At 40.9% G+C, this 15,916-nt stretch carries 16 protein-coding genes and 2 pseudogenes; 13 read left to right on the forward strand and 5 right to left on the reverse strand.

What is annotated here, in order from left to right:
• Positions 1-182: 182 nt before the first annotated feature.
• Together dinB and ACFOSE_RS03720 are read left to right on the forward strand one after the other, a co-directional pair.
• Positions 183-1,277: a DNA polymerase IV gene (dinB, locus tag ACFOSE_RS03715; RefSeq protein WP_380430674.1), complete on the forward strand. Its 1,095-nt coding sequence runs from the start codon at positions 183-185 to the stop codon at positions 1,275-1,277.
• Between the two features lie 41 nt (positions 1,278-1,318).
• On the forward strand, positions 1,319-1,552 hold the full coding sequence (locus tag ACFOSE_RS03720; protein WP_380430676.1) for a GlsB/YeaQ/YmgE family stress response membrane protein: 234 nt from the start codon (positions 1,319-1,321) through the stop codon (positions 1,550-1,552).
• 62 nt (positions 1,553-1,614) lie between these two features.
• Here the strand turns inward: ACFOSE_RS03720 and ACFOSE_RS03725 are convergent, their stop codons facing one another.
• The 5 genes from ACFOSE_RS03725 to rnhC form a co-directional block, all read right to left on the reverse strand.
• On the reverse strand, positions 1,615-2,094 hold the full coding sequence (locus ACFOSE_RS03725; RefSeq protein ID WP_380430679.1) for a hypothetical protein: 480 nt from the start codon (positions 2,092-2,094) through the stop codon (positions 1,615-1,617).
• A 65-nt stretch (positions 2,095-2,159) separates the two neighbouring features.
• Positions 2,160-2,621: a hypothetical protein gene (locus tag ACFOSE_RS03730; protein WP_380430681.1), complete on the reverse strand. Its 462-nt coding sequence runs from the start codon at positions 2,619-2,621 to the stop codon at positions 2,160-2,162.
• A 33-nt stretch (positions 2,622-2,654) separates the two neighbouring features.
• Positions 2,655-5,078, reverse strand: a complete 2,424-nt coding sequence (gene recD2 / locus ACFOSE_RS03735) for an SF1B family DNA helicase RecD2 (protein WP_380430684.1) — start codon at positions 5,076-5,078, stop codon at positions 2,655-2,657.
• 95 nt (positions 5,079-5,173) lie between these two features.
• Positions 5,174-5,842, reverse strand: a complete 669-nt coding sequence (gene lepB / locus ACFOSE_RS03740; RefSeq protein WP_380430686.1) for a signal peptidase I — start codon at positions 5,840-5,842, stop codon at positions 5,174-5,176.
• Positions 5,843-5,851: 9 nt separating this feature from the next.
• Positions 5,852-6,760 (reverse strand): ribonuclease HIII, encoded by a 909-nt coding sequence (rnhC, locus tag ACFOSE_RS03745; RefSeq protein WP_380430688.1) that lies wholly within the window; start codon positions 6,758-6,760, stop codon positions 5,852-5,854.
• Positions 6,761-6,937: 177 nt separating this feature from the next.
• Here rnhC and ACFOSE_RS03750 point away from each other — a divergent pair, with 177 nt between their 5' ends.
• The 11 genes and pseudogenes from ACFOSE_RS03750 to ACFOSE_RS03795 all read left to right on the forward strand — a co-directional run bounded on the left by ACFOSE_RS03750 (position 6,938) and on the right by ACFOSE_RS03795 (position 15,855).
• Entirely contained in the window at positions 6,938-7,252 is a 315-nt protein-coding gene (locus ACFOSE_RS03750; RefSeq protein WP_380430690.1) for a hypothetical protein, read from the forward strand.
• A gap of 726 nt (positions 7,253-7,978) precedes the next feature.
• Positions 7,979-8,800: a ZIP family metal transporter gene (locus tag ACFOSE_RS03755; RefSeq protein ID WP_380430693.1), complete on the forward strand. Its 822-nt coding sequence runs from the start codon at positions 7,979-7,981 to the stop codon at positions 8,798-8,800.
• A gap of 117 nt (positions 8,801-8,917) precedes the next feature.
• A complete protein-coding gene (locus tag ACFOSE_RS03760; protein WP_380430696.1) occupies positions 8,918-11,263 on the forward strand; it encodes an endonuclease MutS2 in 2,346 nt (781 codons plus the stop codon).
• A 24-nt stretch (positions 11,264-11,287) separates the two neighbouring features.
• A complete protein-coding gene (locus ACFOSE_RS03765; RefSeq protein ID WP_380430787.1) occupies positions 11,288-11,716 on the forward strand; it encodes an acyl-CoA thioesterase in 429 nt (142 codons plus the stop codon).
• Positions 11,717-11,763: 47 nt separating this feature from the next.
• A pseudogene (locus tag ACFOSE_RS03770) lies at positions 11,764-12,587 on the forward strand (Cof-type HAD-IIB family hydrolase).
• A 50-nt stretch (positions 12,588-12,637) separates the two neighbouring features.
• The gene (gene nagA, locus ACFOSE_RS03775) at positions 12,638-13,786 is read left to right on the forward strand and encodes an N-acetylglucosamine-6-phosphate deacetylase (protein ID WP_380430699.1); all 1,149 of its coding nucleotides are present in this window, start codon (positions 12,638-12,640) and stop codon (positions 13,784-13,786) included.
• A 123-nt stretch (positions 13,787-13,909) separates the two neighbouring features.
• A pseudogene (locus ACFOSE_RS03780) lies at positions 13,910-14,320 on the forward strand (SRPBCC family protein).
• Positions 14,317-14,775 carry a MarR family winged helix-turn-helix transcriptional regulator gene (locus ACFOSE_RS03785; RefSeq protein WP_380430702.1) on the forward strand — a complete coding sequence of 153 codons (459 nt, stop codon included), beginning with the start codon at positions 14,317-14,319 and terminating at the stop codon, positions 14,773-14,775. The pseudogene ACFOSE_RS03780 and the gene ACFOSE_RS03785 overlap by 4 nt, the downstream one beginning before the upstream one ends.
• On the forward strand, positions 14,768-15,178 hold the full coding sequence (locus tag ACFOSE_RS03790; protein ID WP_380430705.1) for an EVE domain-containing protein: 411 nt from the start codon (positions 14,768-14,770) through the stop codon (positions 15,176-15,178). The genes ACFOSE_RS03785 and ACFOSE_RS03790 overlap by 8 nt, the downstream gene beginning before the upstream one ends.
• A gap of 280 nt (positions 15,179-15,458) precedes the next feature.
• On the forward strand, positions 15,459-15,740 hold the full coding sequence (locus ACFOSE_RS09710; RefSeq protein WP_447449904.1) for a GFA family protein: 282 nt from the start codon (positions 15,459-15,461) through the stop codon (positions 15,738-15,740).
• Positions 15,643-15,855, forward strand: coding sequence for a glutathione-dependent formaldehyde-activating, GFA (locus ACFOSE_RS03795; RefSeq protein ID WP_380430708.1), 213 nt, complete (start codon positions 15,643-15,645; stop codon positions 15,853-15,855). The genes ACFOSE_RS09710 and ACFOSE_RS03795 overlap by 98 nt, the downstream gene beginning before the upstream one ends.
• The last annotated feature ends 61 nt before the right edge of the window (positions 15,856-15,916 follow it).

A 15,916-nucleotide genomic window follows, 5' to 3' on the forward strand; every position in this document is an offset into this window, starting at 1 on the left:
ACGGTAATCGTTTTCACAAGGAAAAAACCGTAATTAAGTACTTTCTTTTATAATACAGTTCACTAAAATAGCTCAGCTGTATTATAAATGTTCTAAAATAGCTAAAAGGTGAAAAAAAGATTATAATGATAATATCTAATAATCTTCCCCTTGGCTAGCCAATCTATTGAAAGGAGTTCCCCATGTTGATTTTTCCTTTAATCAACGACACTTCACGAAAAATTATTCATATCGATATGGATGCTTTTTTCGCTGCTGTTGAAGAGCGGGATAATCCTAATTTAATTGGGCAACCGGTGATTATTGGGGCTGACCCTAGAAAGACCGGCGGTCGAGGTGTCGTTTCTACCTGTAATTATAAGGCGAGGGAATTTGGTGTACATTCGGCCATGAATAGCAAAGAGGCTCTAGAACGCTGTCCCGCTGCTATTTTTATCTCCGGAAATTATCAAAAATACAGAACTATCGGCAATCAAATCAGAGAAATTTTCAAACGCTATACTGATTTGGTAGAGCCCATGTCTATTGATGAAGCTTATCTGGATGTCACAGAGAATAAGCAGGAGATTAAATCAGCCGTTAAGATAGCTAAGATGATTCAATATGATATTTGGCATGAGCTACAGCTGACCTGTTCGGCAGGTGTTTCTTACAATAAATTTTTAGCTAAATTAGCCAGTGATTTTGATAAGCCTAACGGCTTTACTCTCATTTTGCCCGAGCAGGTTGAAGCTTTTTTGAGTGAGCTGCCCATTGAAAAATTTCATGGTGTTGGCAAACGTTCAGTAAAACGGCTACATGAACTTGGAGTTTATACAGGGGCAGATTTATTGGAAGTGCCGGAGATGAAGCTGATTGATATCTTTGGTCGCTTTGGTTATGATCTTTACCGCAAGGCACGTGGCATCTCTAATAGCCCTGTCAAACCCAATCGTGAGCGAAAATCTATAGGGAGTGAGCGAACCTACGGGAAATTACTGGCTGCAGGAGCTGATATCAAGGCCGAAATTTCTAAAAATGTTCGGCGGGTAGCTGATAGTTTGCAGCGACACCAGAAAAAAGGTAAGATTATTGTTTTAAAGGTTAGATATTCCGACTTTTCAACCTTAACTAAACGTCACAGTCTAGAGGTGGCTACTCAAAATGCTGAGCTCATTGAAAAAGAAGCCTATGCTATCTACGATGGTCTGGATGAAAATGCCTCAGGCATCCGTTTGTTAGGAGTGACAGTGTCTGGACTAGAAGATGAAGGTGCAAAAGAAATTAATCTGTGCTAAAATTAAATTGTTTAGCCATACAAAGTAAGAGAGGAAAAAATATGATTTGGTCTTTAATTGTAGGTGCTTTGATTGGGATGATTGCGGGTGCCATTACTAACAAAGGGAGTTCCATGGGGTGTCTAGCAAATATTTTTGCTGGGCTTGCAGGAGCTTGGGTAGGCCAGACCTTATTAGGTTACTGGGGACCTCAGCTAGCTGGAATGGCCATTATCCCATCCATTATCGGAGCAGTCATTGTAGTCGCAGTTATCAGCTTCTTTACTGAGAATTAAAGCATTAAAAAAGAGTTGAGAAAATCGCTTTAAGAAGTAAGATTCTCTCAACTCTTTTTGGTTTAACCGTCAGCATTTAATTTTTTAGCTTGTAGATAAGTTGCGATATAAACAATAGCGTAAACCGCAATAATTATAAAACTTAAGGGACTAAAACCAGCACCAATGCGAACTGAAGTAATGAAATTATTAACCAAAATAATAATAATCAATCCGCCTCCTAGAAGATAAGGAAGGTAGCTTACATATTCTTTATTCTTGATAGCTTTAAGATTTTTGACAGCTAATACCAAGATTATGATACCCATGACTAATATAACAAGACCAATGGTAAGAAGTAAAGGGGTAGTAGATTTGCGGATCATTTCTATTTGTTTGGCTGTGTAACCAAGTTTTTCAAAGTTACCATTTTTTAAACTAGCCAGGCTTGTATAATAACTAAAAATGGTTATTAAACCACCAAGAATGTGAAAACATTCTAAGACAATGACAGTAATATTAAGAGATTTAACAGTATTTTCAAGTTTTTCAATTGAAATCATAAGTTCCTCCTGAAATGAATTTTGTATTATTATAACAAAACATATGTGAGATTTAAACTCATAATTTAAATAGAATTGTTAATTAAGCGAGCAGCACGCAGGCTAGCAAAATAAAAGGGCAGATAAAATAGCTGGAGGAAGAAATTAATACTGAGACCACCGGACATGAACTCAGCTAGGCTATTGATGATTAAAAGAGCATAACCAAGTTGATGGGGAAAAACGTTTAATTCTTTCCCTTGGGCCAATTTTGACTTGTTATTAAAGGCCAGAATCATAATAGTCAGGTTAAACAAGATATTGATCAGAAGGTTAAAGAAGAAGTTTCCAGAAAGAGCCTGAGTGATAGTCTCCAATGATTGTGCAGAGAATTGGCCAGTTTTTTGATAAAAGCCAGATTTTAGTCCATACATAACGATAAAATAAACAAAAATGGTCAAGATGTTAAGGATCAAATTGATGAGATGTAAGATAGCTACCGTTCTGTTGGATGATTTAAACAATATTTTAAGTTCTTCTATTGGCATATAAAACTCCTAGAATTTTAGTGGTGAAGATGGTTAAGACTGCCCATGATCTGTTTTAAAGAAAGCGGAGAAATCAGCTTCTGTTAGACCAATCATGGGATCAATAGTTAATATATTATCTTCTGTCAGCTGGTAAATTTGCGGTTCTGTCTGAGAAATGAGCTCAATTGCCTGTTGGCTGTTTTTTTCAGTCTGTCTATCAGTTTGGATTAGAGGAGCACTTGTCGCTTTTTCCTGCTGATCAAGGTTTTCTTCAAAACGCTGGACAAGAAAGGTTTTGCGTTTGCTGCCCTGATTTTTGACAGCGTAGGCAAAGGCTGAAATTTCTCCTAGCATGATGAGTTTACTCTTGGAACGTGTGATGGCTGTGTAGATGAGGTTGCGCTGCAACATTCTACTGCTCTGGCGGGTTAAGGGGAGGATGACAACCTGAAATTCGCTTCCCTGAGATTTGTGGATGGACATGGCATAGGCCAATGTAATCTTATGCCACTCATTGCGGGGGTAGACGACCTCATTGCCATCGAAGTCCAGATAAATTTCGTCCTGTTTACTTTCGGTGTATTTTCCGGGAATCAAATCGCTAATATAGCCGATATCGCCGTTGAAAACGTTAAGTTCAGCATCATTGACTAGATGAAGAACACGATCTCCCTTGCGAAATACTAAATCATTAAAGATGAATTCATTACCAGTTGTTAGCGGATTGATGAGCCCTTGCATTAGGGTATTAAGATTGGTGATACCAGCCTGGCCGCGGTACATGGGAGCGAGGATTTGAATATCACGGACCTCAATGCCACTTTTAATCGCTGAAGTGACGATTTGTTCAACCATCTTAGGAATATGTATGGGCGGGGCTTCAAAGTAGGAACGGTCAGCCTTTTTAGCGGTGAAATCATCAGGTAGTAGCCCTTGTCGAATTTGGCTGGCCAGAGTTACAATAGTGGAATCATTAGACTGTCTAAAAATTTTAGTGAGGGTAACTTGGGGGAGTTCTGGAATTTTTAGAAGATCAGCTAAAACCTGACCAGGTCCGACGGAAGGGAGCTGGTCACTATCGCCAACGATAATTACTTGGGTATTGGATGAAATACTGGATAGCAGTTGATTCGCCAACCAGGTGTCCACCATGGAAAACTCGTCAACAATCATCAGGTCGCAGTCCAGATAATCTTCAATTGCTTGATAGTCGCTCTCTTCAGACGTTAAGCCTAGATGGCGGTGGATTGTGGCAGCTGGGAGTTTGGTCAACTCATTCATTCGGCGACTGGCTCGACCGGTTGGTGCCGCCAAAATGATAGGAATATCGCCCTTGTTGAAATCTATTTTGTTGAGTTGGGCATAGGTCTTGATGAGTCCATTGATAATAGTTGTCTTACCTGTGCCAGGACCACCTGTTAAGAGGAAGATCTTGCTGGTCAAGGCTGCTTGGATAGCATCTTTTTGGGTTGGATCATAGGCAAGACCGGACTCTTCCTCAATGTCAGCTAGGGCTTCTGCAATCTCTGCTGAACTATGTTCAATAGCCAGTGGTGTCTCTAAAATACGCTTGATATTGTTTTTTATGCCTTCCTCAGCATAGAAAAGGGTATTGTCGAAGATACGGGTACCCCTATTTTGGACCTTATTTTCGGCGATGAGGTTGGTCAATTCGTTAGCTACCAGGCTGGGCTCAATCTCGATTTGACGTGCCTCCTCTAAAAGGTTAACAGCATATTCCAATAAATCACGTGCTTCAACATAAGTATCACCGCGTTCAATAGAAAGTTCCGTTAAGCTGTGTACCAAAGCTGCTCTAAAGCGCTGAGGAGAATCATTTTCAATTCCCAACTGTTTGGCTAGATTATCGGCGATTTTAAAACCAACTCCCTTGATATCTTCAACCAGCTGATAAGGATTGTCCTGAATAATATCTAGCGTTTCATCCTTATAATAATCAAAGATATCGAGAGCTTGACGATTGCTCAAACCGTATTCAGCCAGCTTGGATAGTACCTGCTCTGTGCCGTAATTGAGCTTGAGTTTGGTCAAAAAATTGTCACGACTACTCTTGGAAAGCCCAGTAATACTATCCAGTTTATCTGGCTTGCTGAGAATCTTATCAATGGTATTATCTTCGCCATAGACCCTAACAATCCTTTGGGCAGTCTTTTTGCCGATCCCCTTAAAGTTATCACTGGCGAAATATTTAACCAGACCGTCCCAAGAGAGCTTGGAGCGTTCATAGCGAGCGGCTTTGAGTTGTTCACCGTATTTAGGATGCTGGGCCAACTGCCCCCAGAAGGTATAACTTTCTTCCTCCATAATATCTGCCATAGTTCCTGTGATGATTATTTCGCTATCATCATAGCTGGGATGGTTTGTATCATCAATAGTCAGAAGTAAAATTTTAAAAAAATTGCTGGCGTTTTCAAATATAATCCGATCTACGGTTCCTGAAAAGAAATATTCCATGTTTTGTTTCCTTGATGTCTGCTATTAGCAAAAAAGGGAGCACGGTAGAAATCGCCTGGAATTTAAATACGATTTCTGCCTTCTCCCCTATATTTTTACTCTACGGTTCCTATTTTGGTGACTGGCCAAAAGCGGAATTTGACTTCTCCTACGATAGCATCTTTTGAGAAGGTTCCTACTTCGCGACTGTCTTTTGAGACAATGCGATCGTCACCAAGGAGGAAATATTGCCCCTTGGGAACAATGACAGTAAAGTTGTTGGCCCCTGTTTTATCAACGGTGAAAGCAGAGGATGAACGAGCTAATTGACGGAAATAGTCACTGGTGTAGGTCGATTGTAGTTTATCTTTGGCAAAGGCTGCCCGATATTCTTTGAGATAGCTCTCATTGATCTTTTTGCCATTGACATAGAGGGTATCGTTTTCGTAGGTAATAGTATCTCCCGGCATTCCAATAACCCGTTTAACAATCTGCTTTTTCTTGCCGTTTTCATTTTCTTTGGCTACAACAATATCGAAACGATCAATTTTGGCTGTTTTGACAACGATAAGCCGTTGATTGGCTGCTAGTGTAGGGTCCATGGAATGGCCGTCTACAGAGACACTGGTCCAAATGAAGATACGGCTGAGGATTAGTATGAGGAAAAAGAGGGTGAATAAGCCCCATTCTTTTAGGAAGTTTGTCAGCTTGTGGGAAAAGTTTTTAAAACCAGCCTCATTTTTTTTACTTGTCTTGGTTTTTGCTACTTTTTTTGAGTCAGTCATTGAATGTATTTATCCTTTATTTTTTAATAATGTTTGTGCTTTTTGGGTGTTGGCAAAATGCAGTTTAGCACAGTAGTCCAATCCTTGCATACCGTAAGCGGCTAAAATTTGGCTGGCAACTTCATCGCAGAGCCGTCCGGCTCCACTGGGAAGTTTGTAACCTAAATCTTCTCCTAATTTTTTGAGATTGTCCAGAAAAAGATTGCGAGCAATGATAGAGCTAACAGCAACAGCTAAGTACTTGCTTTCTGCTTTCTCAACAAGGACTAAGGGGTCATTGAATTGATTAGTTTCTTGCTTGAGATACTTTTGGTAGTTTTTAGGGCTGGTGAAAGCATCAATAACAATTTGATCTGGTTTTTCCACCTCTTGTAGGAGTAGAAAAATGGCTTGATTATGCAGGGCAACCTTAACGGAGACGGCGTTATAAGTTTTGCCTTCCCCAACGACCTCATTATATTTTTTGGGAGTTAGCAAGAGTGCCTTATGAGGAATCTTTTCTTCCAAAATGGGAGCAATTTGCTGAATTTTTTGATCTGTCAAGCTTTTAGAATCAGCGACACCTAGATTTTTCAAAAAGACATGTTCGTTTGGTGTAACGAGGCTAGCAACTACAGCCAAACCACCAAAATAAGAACCATTTCCTACCTCGTCAGAACCAATTAGGGTTAGATTTTGATCAGTTTTGTTCTCACTGGTTTTGTCTTCATCACCAGTCCAACCAAAACTACCGGCCAAGCTGGCGGCCTTCTTACCTTGAAATACAATTTTTCCGGACTGATAGACAAGGATCGTTACTCCCTGCACCTTGGCAGCGAAGTCTACATAAGGATTAGGATTAGCAATTTGGTAATCGGCTAGTTTAGTCGTCAGTGAAGCTGTTGTACCTTCACCCATTTTCATGACGAGAGTATTCATGAAGACTATTTTATCATAAAAGCTTAGGTCATGCCCAATAGAAGACAGATAAATTGCTAAGAAATTTTGATCGTAAAAATTGACGAGTGCCTTCGATTACAGTGAATATTCTATTTATTTTGATGATTGTCGAAAGGAAAAATTTACGATATAATGACTGGTAAAGAGGTACCGAGAATGACTAAAATAAAAAACCGTTACAAATTTATATTTGGTGAAAAACCGCTGACCTTAACGACCGACAAGGATAACCTTTTCATGGAAGAGGTTGAACGTGTTGCCCGTGAAAAATATGATAGTATCAAAGAACAACTGCCAGCAGCAGATGACGAGACCGTTGCTATCTTGATGGCAATCAATTCCCTATCAACCCAACTAAGTCGCGAAATTGAATTTGATAAAAAAGAAGCAGAGCTTGATGCCCTTCGTAGAAAAAAATTGACCGATATTAAAGGGAAGGCCAACAGAGCGACTGACGGAGATGACATATGATCTCCTTATCTTTCTCTTACTCTTGCTTGGCGTTTTTATATCGGTTATAGATGAGGCTTATTTGCTACAGGCTTTTTACTTTCTGGCAAGCTTAGTAGCTCTCCTCTCTCTATCCAAGGGCACTTATCACAGTTTTTTATCTCTGCCTTCCCTGGGCAGGTCCAACAGAAAAAAAGCGTCAGGATGCGCTTCTTTCAGTTGGAAAATCAGTTTAATTTGAATTGTTTCTATATTTATGCTGATGTTGCCTTTCTAGGTCTTTATCTTACTCATCTACTTGTTTTCTGCTCTTTATGGTAATCTTCGTCTCTGCTTTTAGCTGATCTAAACTTGAGAATCTTTTCCTAGTAGCCGTCTATTGCTGCTGGTTTGGCAGTTATGATTACCATATTTTTTCAACATCTTAGCAACAATTCCAATTACTAGCCTGCATAAATACATTGGCTGATAACTAAATAGTGAAAGTCGTGGCTGTGATTTTATTAAGGTTTTAAATCAGATAATAATTTAAAAGGGAAGAGCGTTTTATGGTTGGTTTTAACTGTAGAGCGCCTTTGAATTTTATGGTTTTCAATTGGGAAGTATGTATAGATCTTAAATTGTGGTATTTCCTGTTGCTGTTGATGTAAAATAAAAAAAGTCCCATATGCTTAGAGATAAGGACATTACTTAGAAGGATATAGAATCGATCCTTTTATCATTTTAATATAGGAGATGGAAAATATAATGGAGTGGTTAATTTCACAAAATATCATTTTGTTGGCTTTTTTGGCAGGTCTTTTTACTTGGGGGTGCACCATTATTGGTTCAGCTATTGTCTTCTTCTTTAAAAATATCAGTCGTAAGTTGCTGGATATTATGATGGGATTTGCAGCTGGTGTTATGATTGCAGCTTCTTTTTGGTCTCTCTTGGCCCCTTCGATTTCATATGCAAAAGAGGCCTCTTATGGGAATTGGTCTTGGATTCCTGCTGCGGTTGGTTTTCTAATTGGTGGTTTTTCTTTGCGTTTAATTGATGCCATTGTTCCCCACCTACATTTGGGTAAGGATATTAAGGATGCTGAAGGAGTGCCTACGAAGAAACTTTCAAAAACGGCCCTGCTTTTTCTTGCCATCACTATTCATAACTTTCCAGAAGGATTGGCCGTAGGGGTAACCTTTGGAGCTTTGGCTGCTGATGGAGCAAGCAAAGCAGCCCTATTGGGGGCAATAGGTTTAGCAGTTGGGATAGGAATTCAAAATTTTCCAGAAGGAGCAGCGCTCTCTATACCTATTCGAGCAGATGGCAAATCACGTTTGTCAGCTTTTTACTGGGGGTCTATGTCGGCGATTGTTGAGCCGATTGGAGCAGTGTTAGGGGCAGCGCTTGTTATGGTGATGATGCCTATCTTGCCTTATGCTTTATCTTTTGCCGCAGGAGCTATGATTTTTGTTGTGGTTGAAGAATTGATCCCAGAATCACAAACCAATGGTAATACAGATGTGGCAACGCTAGGACTCATGCTTGGTTTCGTGCTGATGATGGTATTAGATGTGGCTTTAGGATAAGGAGCTTAGTGTGAAACTTATCGCAAGTATTAGATTTTGATGTCAGACTGCGAATTGACGCCCAGCTATTGCTTTGTCAGCCTTTGTTTGATGAAAAATTTGATATAATAAATCTATATGAATACAAAAATTTTAGAAGCTTTGGAGTTTGCCAAGGTCAAAAATCAATTTGAGCCTTATTTACAGACAGAAACTGGTCAGCAAGAGCTGCGCGACCTGCTTCCTGAAACCAATCGTGAAAAAATTGAGCGTGCCTTTGCTGAAATCCATGATATGGAGCAGATATTCGTAGAAGAGCACCATTTTTCTGTCGGTGCTATTCGGAATATAGCCGAAAGTCTTCGCCGTTTGGAATTGAATGCAGATCTCAATGTGGATGAATTATTGGCTATCAAGCGTGTCTTGGAAGTATCTGCGGAGATCAGTCGCTTTTATGATAATCTTGAAAATAATGACTTGACTGCTCTCAACCGTCTATTTGAAAATTTGGAGACTTTTCCTAATCTACAAGGTGGTCTGCAGGCGATTAATGATGGGGGTTTTATTGAGAATTTTGCAAGTCCAGCCTTGGAGAAAATCCGTCGCCAAATTCAACAAGGGGAAAGTCAGGTTCGTCAAATTTTACAGGGCATGCTCAAAAATAAGGGCGATTTGCTGGCCGAAAATCTGATTGCTAGTCGTAATGGTAGGAGTGTCCTTCCTGTTCGCAATACCCACCGTAATCGTGTGGCTGGTATGGTACATGACATTTCAGCTTCGGGTAGTACTGTTTATATTGAGCCACGTGCAGTTGTTGAACTCAATGAAGAAATTACCCAAGCAAGGGCGGATGAGCGTCATGAGCTCCATCGTATCCTGCACGAGTTCTCTGATATGCTTCGTCCCCATACTCAAACTATCCGCAACAATGCTTGGCTAATCGGGCATTTGGATTTTGTGCGGGCTAAATATCTCTTTATGCAGGAAAATCAGGCCAGCCTGCCAAGTCTATCAGAGGACAAGATGGTTCATTTATTGAATGCTCGCCACCCCTTATTGAGCAATCCGGTTGCCAATGATTTGCATTTTTCTAATAATCTTACAGTTATTGTTATTACAGGACCCAATACTGGTGGTAAAACCATTATGTTAAAAACCTTAGGGCTGACCCAGTTGATGGCTCAATCAGGTCTTCCTATTCTAGCAGATCCTGGTAGTCATGTAGCTATTTTTAGTGAAATATTTGCTGATATAGGTGATGAACAGTCAATTGAGCAAAGTTTGTCAACCTTCTCCAGCCACATGGGCCATATCGTAAATATCTTAGATCGAGCTGATGAGGATAGCTTGATTCTTTTGGATGAATTGGGAGCCGGAACGGACCCTCAGGAAGGTGCCAGTCTGGCCATGGCTATTCTGGAGCACCTGCGTCTGACAGATATCAAAACCATGGCGACAACTCATTATCCTGAGCTCAAGGCATATGGAATTGAAACAGCCCATGTGCAGAATGCTAGCATGGAATTTGATGTGGATAGTCTCAGTCCAACCTACCATTTTATGCAAGGGGTTCCAGGTCGTTCTAACGCTTTTGAAATTGCCCGCCGTTTGGGTCTGTCAGAACTTATTGTCAAAGATGCTCAAGAAATGACTCAAGACGATAGCGATGTCAATGACCTTATTGAAAAATTAGAAGCTCAGACAGCAGAGAGTCGTCGACGCTTAGACCATATCCGTGAGGTTGAACAGGAGAATCTAAAATTTAATCGTGCAGTCAAGAAGCTCTATAATGAATTCTCGCATTCTTATGATAAGGAATTGGCTAAAGCCCAAGAAGAGGTGCGCCAGTATGTTGATAAGGCTGTCAAAGAAAGCGATCAGATCCTTAAAGCTCTCAATGAACACTCTCAACTTAAACCACATGAAGTGATTGAGGCCAAGGGAAAACTAAAAAAACTAACTCCTAGCGATGATTTCTCCAAGAATAAGGTCTTGCGCAAAGCCAAGAAACAAAATGCCAAGCGAGCTCCCAAGGTGGGAGATGATATTATCGTACTGGCCTATGATCAGCGCGGAACTTTAACTGGTCAACTTAAAGATGGCAGATGGGAGGCTCAGGTTGGCCTTATTAAGATGACTCTCAAGGAAGTAGAGTTTAATCTGGTGAAAAATCAGGAAGAACCAAAACAAAGTTCTAAGAAGAAACAAATCAATGTAGTCAAAAAGTCGGTTGCATCAGGTCCTAGAGCCCGCCTAGATCTACGCGGTAAGCGCTATGAAGAAGCCATGCAGGAGTTGGATGACTTTATCGATCAGGCTCTGCTCAATAATATGGCTCAAGTTGATATTATCCATGGTATCGGTACAGGAGTCATCCGTGAGGGTGTAACTAAGTACCTGCGCAGCAACCGCCACGTCAAAAGTTTCGGCTATGCGCCACAAAATGCTGGTGGTTCAGGCTGTACGATTGCTAATCTAGGTTAACTGATGATTGAAAAGGAGCATATGATGAAAGGCTATACTCATGCCGTGCAATACTATGAAACGGATCGAATGGGAATTACCCACCATTCTAATTATGTTCGATGGATGGAAGAAGCGCGTGTCTATTTTTTGGAAAAAGTCGGTCTTCCGTACGAACAACTGGAAGCCGATGGTATTATTTCACCTGTGACTAGGGTTGTCTGCCAATACAAAGCGACATCAACTTTTGCAGATCTTATTGCTATTGATATTAGGGTTAGCTTGCTCAAAGGAGCTAAACTCAGTTTTGACTATACAATGACTAATCAATCTGGTCAATTAGTTTGTCAGGCTCATTCAGAGCATAGCTTTCTTGATCAAACAGGTCGCTTTGTAGCCCTCAAGAAGGTTTATCCGGATTTTTATGAGAAGGTACAAAAGATGCTTGCAGATCAAGATCAGGCTATGGAATAACTGGTGTTTTGTCACCCTAATGCAAAGACATATGGTAAGGAGATCCCATGATTAAACTGATTGCTGTCGATATGGATGGTACCCTGTTGAACAGTCAAAAAGAAATGATACCAGAGAATATTGAAGCCCTTCAAAGGGCTGCCGCTGCTGGGGTTAAAATTGTCCTCTGTACGGGACGCCCCAGGTCTGGTATTAAGCCTTATTTTGATCAAATAGGTTTGACAGGTGAAGAATATATCATTATGAATAACGGCTGCAGTATTTATAAAACTCCCAACTGGGATTTACTGTCTTATGAATCTCTCAATAAAGAGGAATTGCAGCGTTTGAACAGAGTTTGTGCTGATAATCCAGATATTTGTCTGACTTTAACGGCTGAAAAAAACTACTACGCTCTTGCATCGGAAGTACCAGACTTGGTTGCTTATGATGCTAGTTTGGTTTTTGATCAGGCTAAGGCAAGAAGTGTTGAAGAATTATCGAAGAGGGGCAGGTCATTTTTCAAGCTATGTATATGGGTGAGTCAGCTGCCTTGGATCGTTTTCAAGAAAAGGTGGACGCAAATCTCAGTCAGGATTTTTCGACCGTACGTAGCCAGTCTTATATCTATGAAATTATGCCTGGAGGTACGACCAAGGCCAGTGCTCTAAAAGCCCTCACCAAGCAACTGGGCTACCAGCCCAAACAGGTTATGGCACTGGGAGATGCTGCTAATGACCTTGAGATGTTAGCATTTGTTGAGCACAGTGTTGCTATGGGGAATGCTAGTGATGATGTTAAAGCGGTCTGTCGCTATGTTACCGATACTAACGACAAGGCTGGCGTCGCCAAGGCCATTTATCAATACGTACTGGATTACAATGGTCAATAGCAGTAGACTGGAAGAAGTATCTTAAATACCAATATGGGAGGCGTTTTACAGTGGTAAAATATGTCAAGGCGAATTATTTTTACTATCCTTATCAGGTCAAGACAGCTGGCTATCTCGCCATTGAAGGAGATAAGTTTGGTGATTGGCAGGCAGAAGTACCTAGCAATGCTGAAATTATTGATTACAGTGGTTATAGTTTAGCACCTGGCTTGGTGGATACCCATGTGCATGGTTTTGCGGGCTATGATGTTATGGACAATCGCCAAGAGTCGCTAGCAGGTATGAGTCAGGCCTTGTTATCAGCAGGAGTGACAAGCTTTCTACCAACAGGTCTGACAGCTTCGTTTGAGACGCTAGATCAGATTTGTCAAACGCTGGCGGCTTTTGCTGGCCAAGAGGCCGGTGCTCGAATTCAGGGTCTCTATTTTGAGGGGCCATACTTTACAGAGAAGTATAAGGGAGCTCAAAATCCGGCTTACATGCGCAATCCTTCTGTTGAAGAACTTAAACAGTGGTTGACGAGTTCCAAGGGACTCTTGAAAAAAATCGCTATTGCTCCTGAACGTCAAGGGACAGGGAACTTTGTTAATTATGCTAAAGAACAGGGTCTTACGGTGGCTTTAGGGCATTCTGATGCCACTTATGATCAGGCCCTTGCAGCTGTTCAGGCAGGAGCGAATGTCTGGGTACATGCTTACAATGGCATGCGTGAACTTAATCATCGTGAGCCTGGGATGGTTGGAGCTGTCTATGAAATCCCTAATACTTATGCCGAATTGATTTGTGATGGTCATCATGTCCACCCTTCTGCCTGTGATATCCTTTTACGTCAGAAAGGATTTGATCATGTGGCTCTAATCACTGACTGTATTAGTGCAGGTGGCTTGCAAGATGGTAACTATATGTTGGGTGAATATCCTGTTATCGTTGAAAAGGGAACGGCTCGCCTGAAATCCAACGGTGCCTTGGCAGGTTCGATTTTGCAACTTAAGGACAGTGTTAAAAATGTTGTTAATTGGGGGTTAGTCTCTAAGTCAGAAGCCCTTATGATGGCCAGTCTGATTCCAGCAATTTCTGTTGGTATTGATGATAAATGTGGTCAGATTAAAAAAGGACATCCAGCCGATTTTATCATCTTGGATGAGGCGATGAACCTTAAAGCAACTTATTTAGGAGGACAGGCAGTCTATCAAGCTTGAAAATAAGTGATTGGCTGCTTCAGCTGATGGTATGAGGGTAGAATAACCTTTTACCTTTTTTCTTGACTTATATTATAAGTTAACTTACAATGCAAACGCTTATTAAATATGGAGGAGTTTATGATGAAATTTTCTTTTGAATTGGTTATCAATGCTAAAAAGAGGACGCTTGGGTCTACTATTCTCAAGTTGATCAGTGATTTGTCTGGGAGGGTGATTTGGAAGAGATTAGCTTAGATGGTGATTTCACTACAGGGCAAAAGGGAAAAATGAAGATGGAAGGAATGCCTGAACTTGACTTCACTTTAGTTGAGGTGCGTGAGAATCAGTATTTTTCTGATTTAACAGCATTTTGACAATGTTCTTTTTGAGCATGAGATAGTTGAAGATCCTGCTGAAGGCATTAGTCTGAGACATTCCGTTTCTTTGACAGACGGTGATACGACAGAGGAAGCCTTAGCCTTTTTGAAACAGATTTTTGCTGATGTGCCAGAGAGTGGTGGAAAACTGATACAGATTTTGGAGGCGGCATGACAAAAGTTTTTCGTTCCCAGTATGCGGACAACCATCAGGAGTCAACAGGTTTCCTATTTGCCAAAGTATACAATGACTGGCATGCTAAGGTTAAAAACACCCTTAAGGATGTTGATTTGACTCACCCTCAGTTTATCATTTTGAGCAGTTTGGGAGCTTTGGAATTACAGCGGGATTTGATTTCCCAGGTCAATCTGGCCACTTTTTCAGATATGGATGTGACGACGGTCTCACAGGTTCTCAAGCTTTTATTGAAAAAGGGCTTGATTGAACGGCGGGAACATCCAAAGGACAGCCGGACAAAGGTTATTTTTCTGACGGATTCAGGCAGAGAGCACATGAACCGGGCTCTGCCTCTCGTTGAGGAGATTGATCAGACTTACTTTGGTCAGTTGGGAGAGCAGGTAACAGATTTTAATCAGCTGTTGATAAAATTGGAGGAAATGAATGGTTAAATTTTGGGTCGGAGTCGTTTCGGAAAATCACGTCAAACGCGGCGTTGAAGGTGGTTTTTGCCAGATCTGCCACGGCAAGGGCGGCCCTCTTAAACGGATGAAGAAGGGAGACTATCTGCTTTATTACAGTCCAAAGGTGGCTCTAGATTCTGATCAAAAACTGCAGGCTTTTACAGCCGTCGGGAAAATGAAGGATGACAAGGTTTATCAGTTTGAGATGGCGCCGGATTTTATTTCTTTCAGAAGAGATGTAGAGTATTACAACTCTGTCCGACCTTGCCCAATTGAAGTAGCCAGACAGCATCCAGATTGGAAAAACTATGCCAGTCAGTTGCGCTATGGCCATTTTGAAGTCAGTCAAGATTTCTTTCTGTCTGTTTTCAACTACATGAAGACAGAGTGAGTCTAGACAAGTCCGACCTTTTCTGCTATAATACCCCTTAAGAAAGAAAGTCTTATGGCGTTTCTGCAGCGAGCCTGAGAGAGTGCAAGTCAGGTGAAACAAGATAAGAAACTGGCGCTTTCTCTTGGTGATGACCAAGTTAATGATGAATAAATGAAGTGAAAAATTAGGGTGGAACCGCGTCTCTACGCCCCTATGTCAACTGGCATAGGTGGGATGAGACGAGGTTCTTTTCTGTTTTGTCAGCTTATCAGAATCAATTTATTAGACGGGAGTCAAGATGGAAAAAACATATCAAGGAAGTTGCCACTGTGGGCAGGTAAGCTATGAAGTTCAATTAGACTTTTCAAAAGGAACCCAGCGATGCAACTGCAGCTATTGTACAAAAACGCGAAATTGGGGAATCAGAACGACATCTGATAAATTTACTCTCTTAAGTGGAGAAGATAATCTAGCAGATTATCATGGTAGTGCCCACAAAATCTTCTGTAAAGAATTGTGGGACAAACCTCTACTATTATGGGAATATACCAGAAATGGGCGGAGAATTTCTGACGGTTAGGGTCAATACGCTGGATCATATCACCAATGATGAGATTTTAGAGCAGCCAATTATCTACTCTGACGGAAAAAATGATGCTTGGTGGCAAGAGCCACAAGATATCAGAACACTCTAAACACCATTAGAAAAAGAAAAGGGAATAACTTATGTCAAAAAACGTACTTTTCACAGCGTCA

The organism is Streptococcus dentapri, from assembly GCF_042649885.1.
GTDB lineage: Bacteria > Bacillota > Bacilli > Lactobacillales > Streptococcaceae > Streptococcus > Streptococcus dentapri.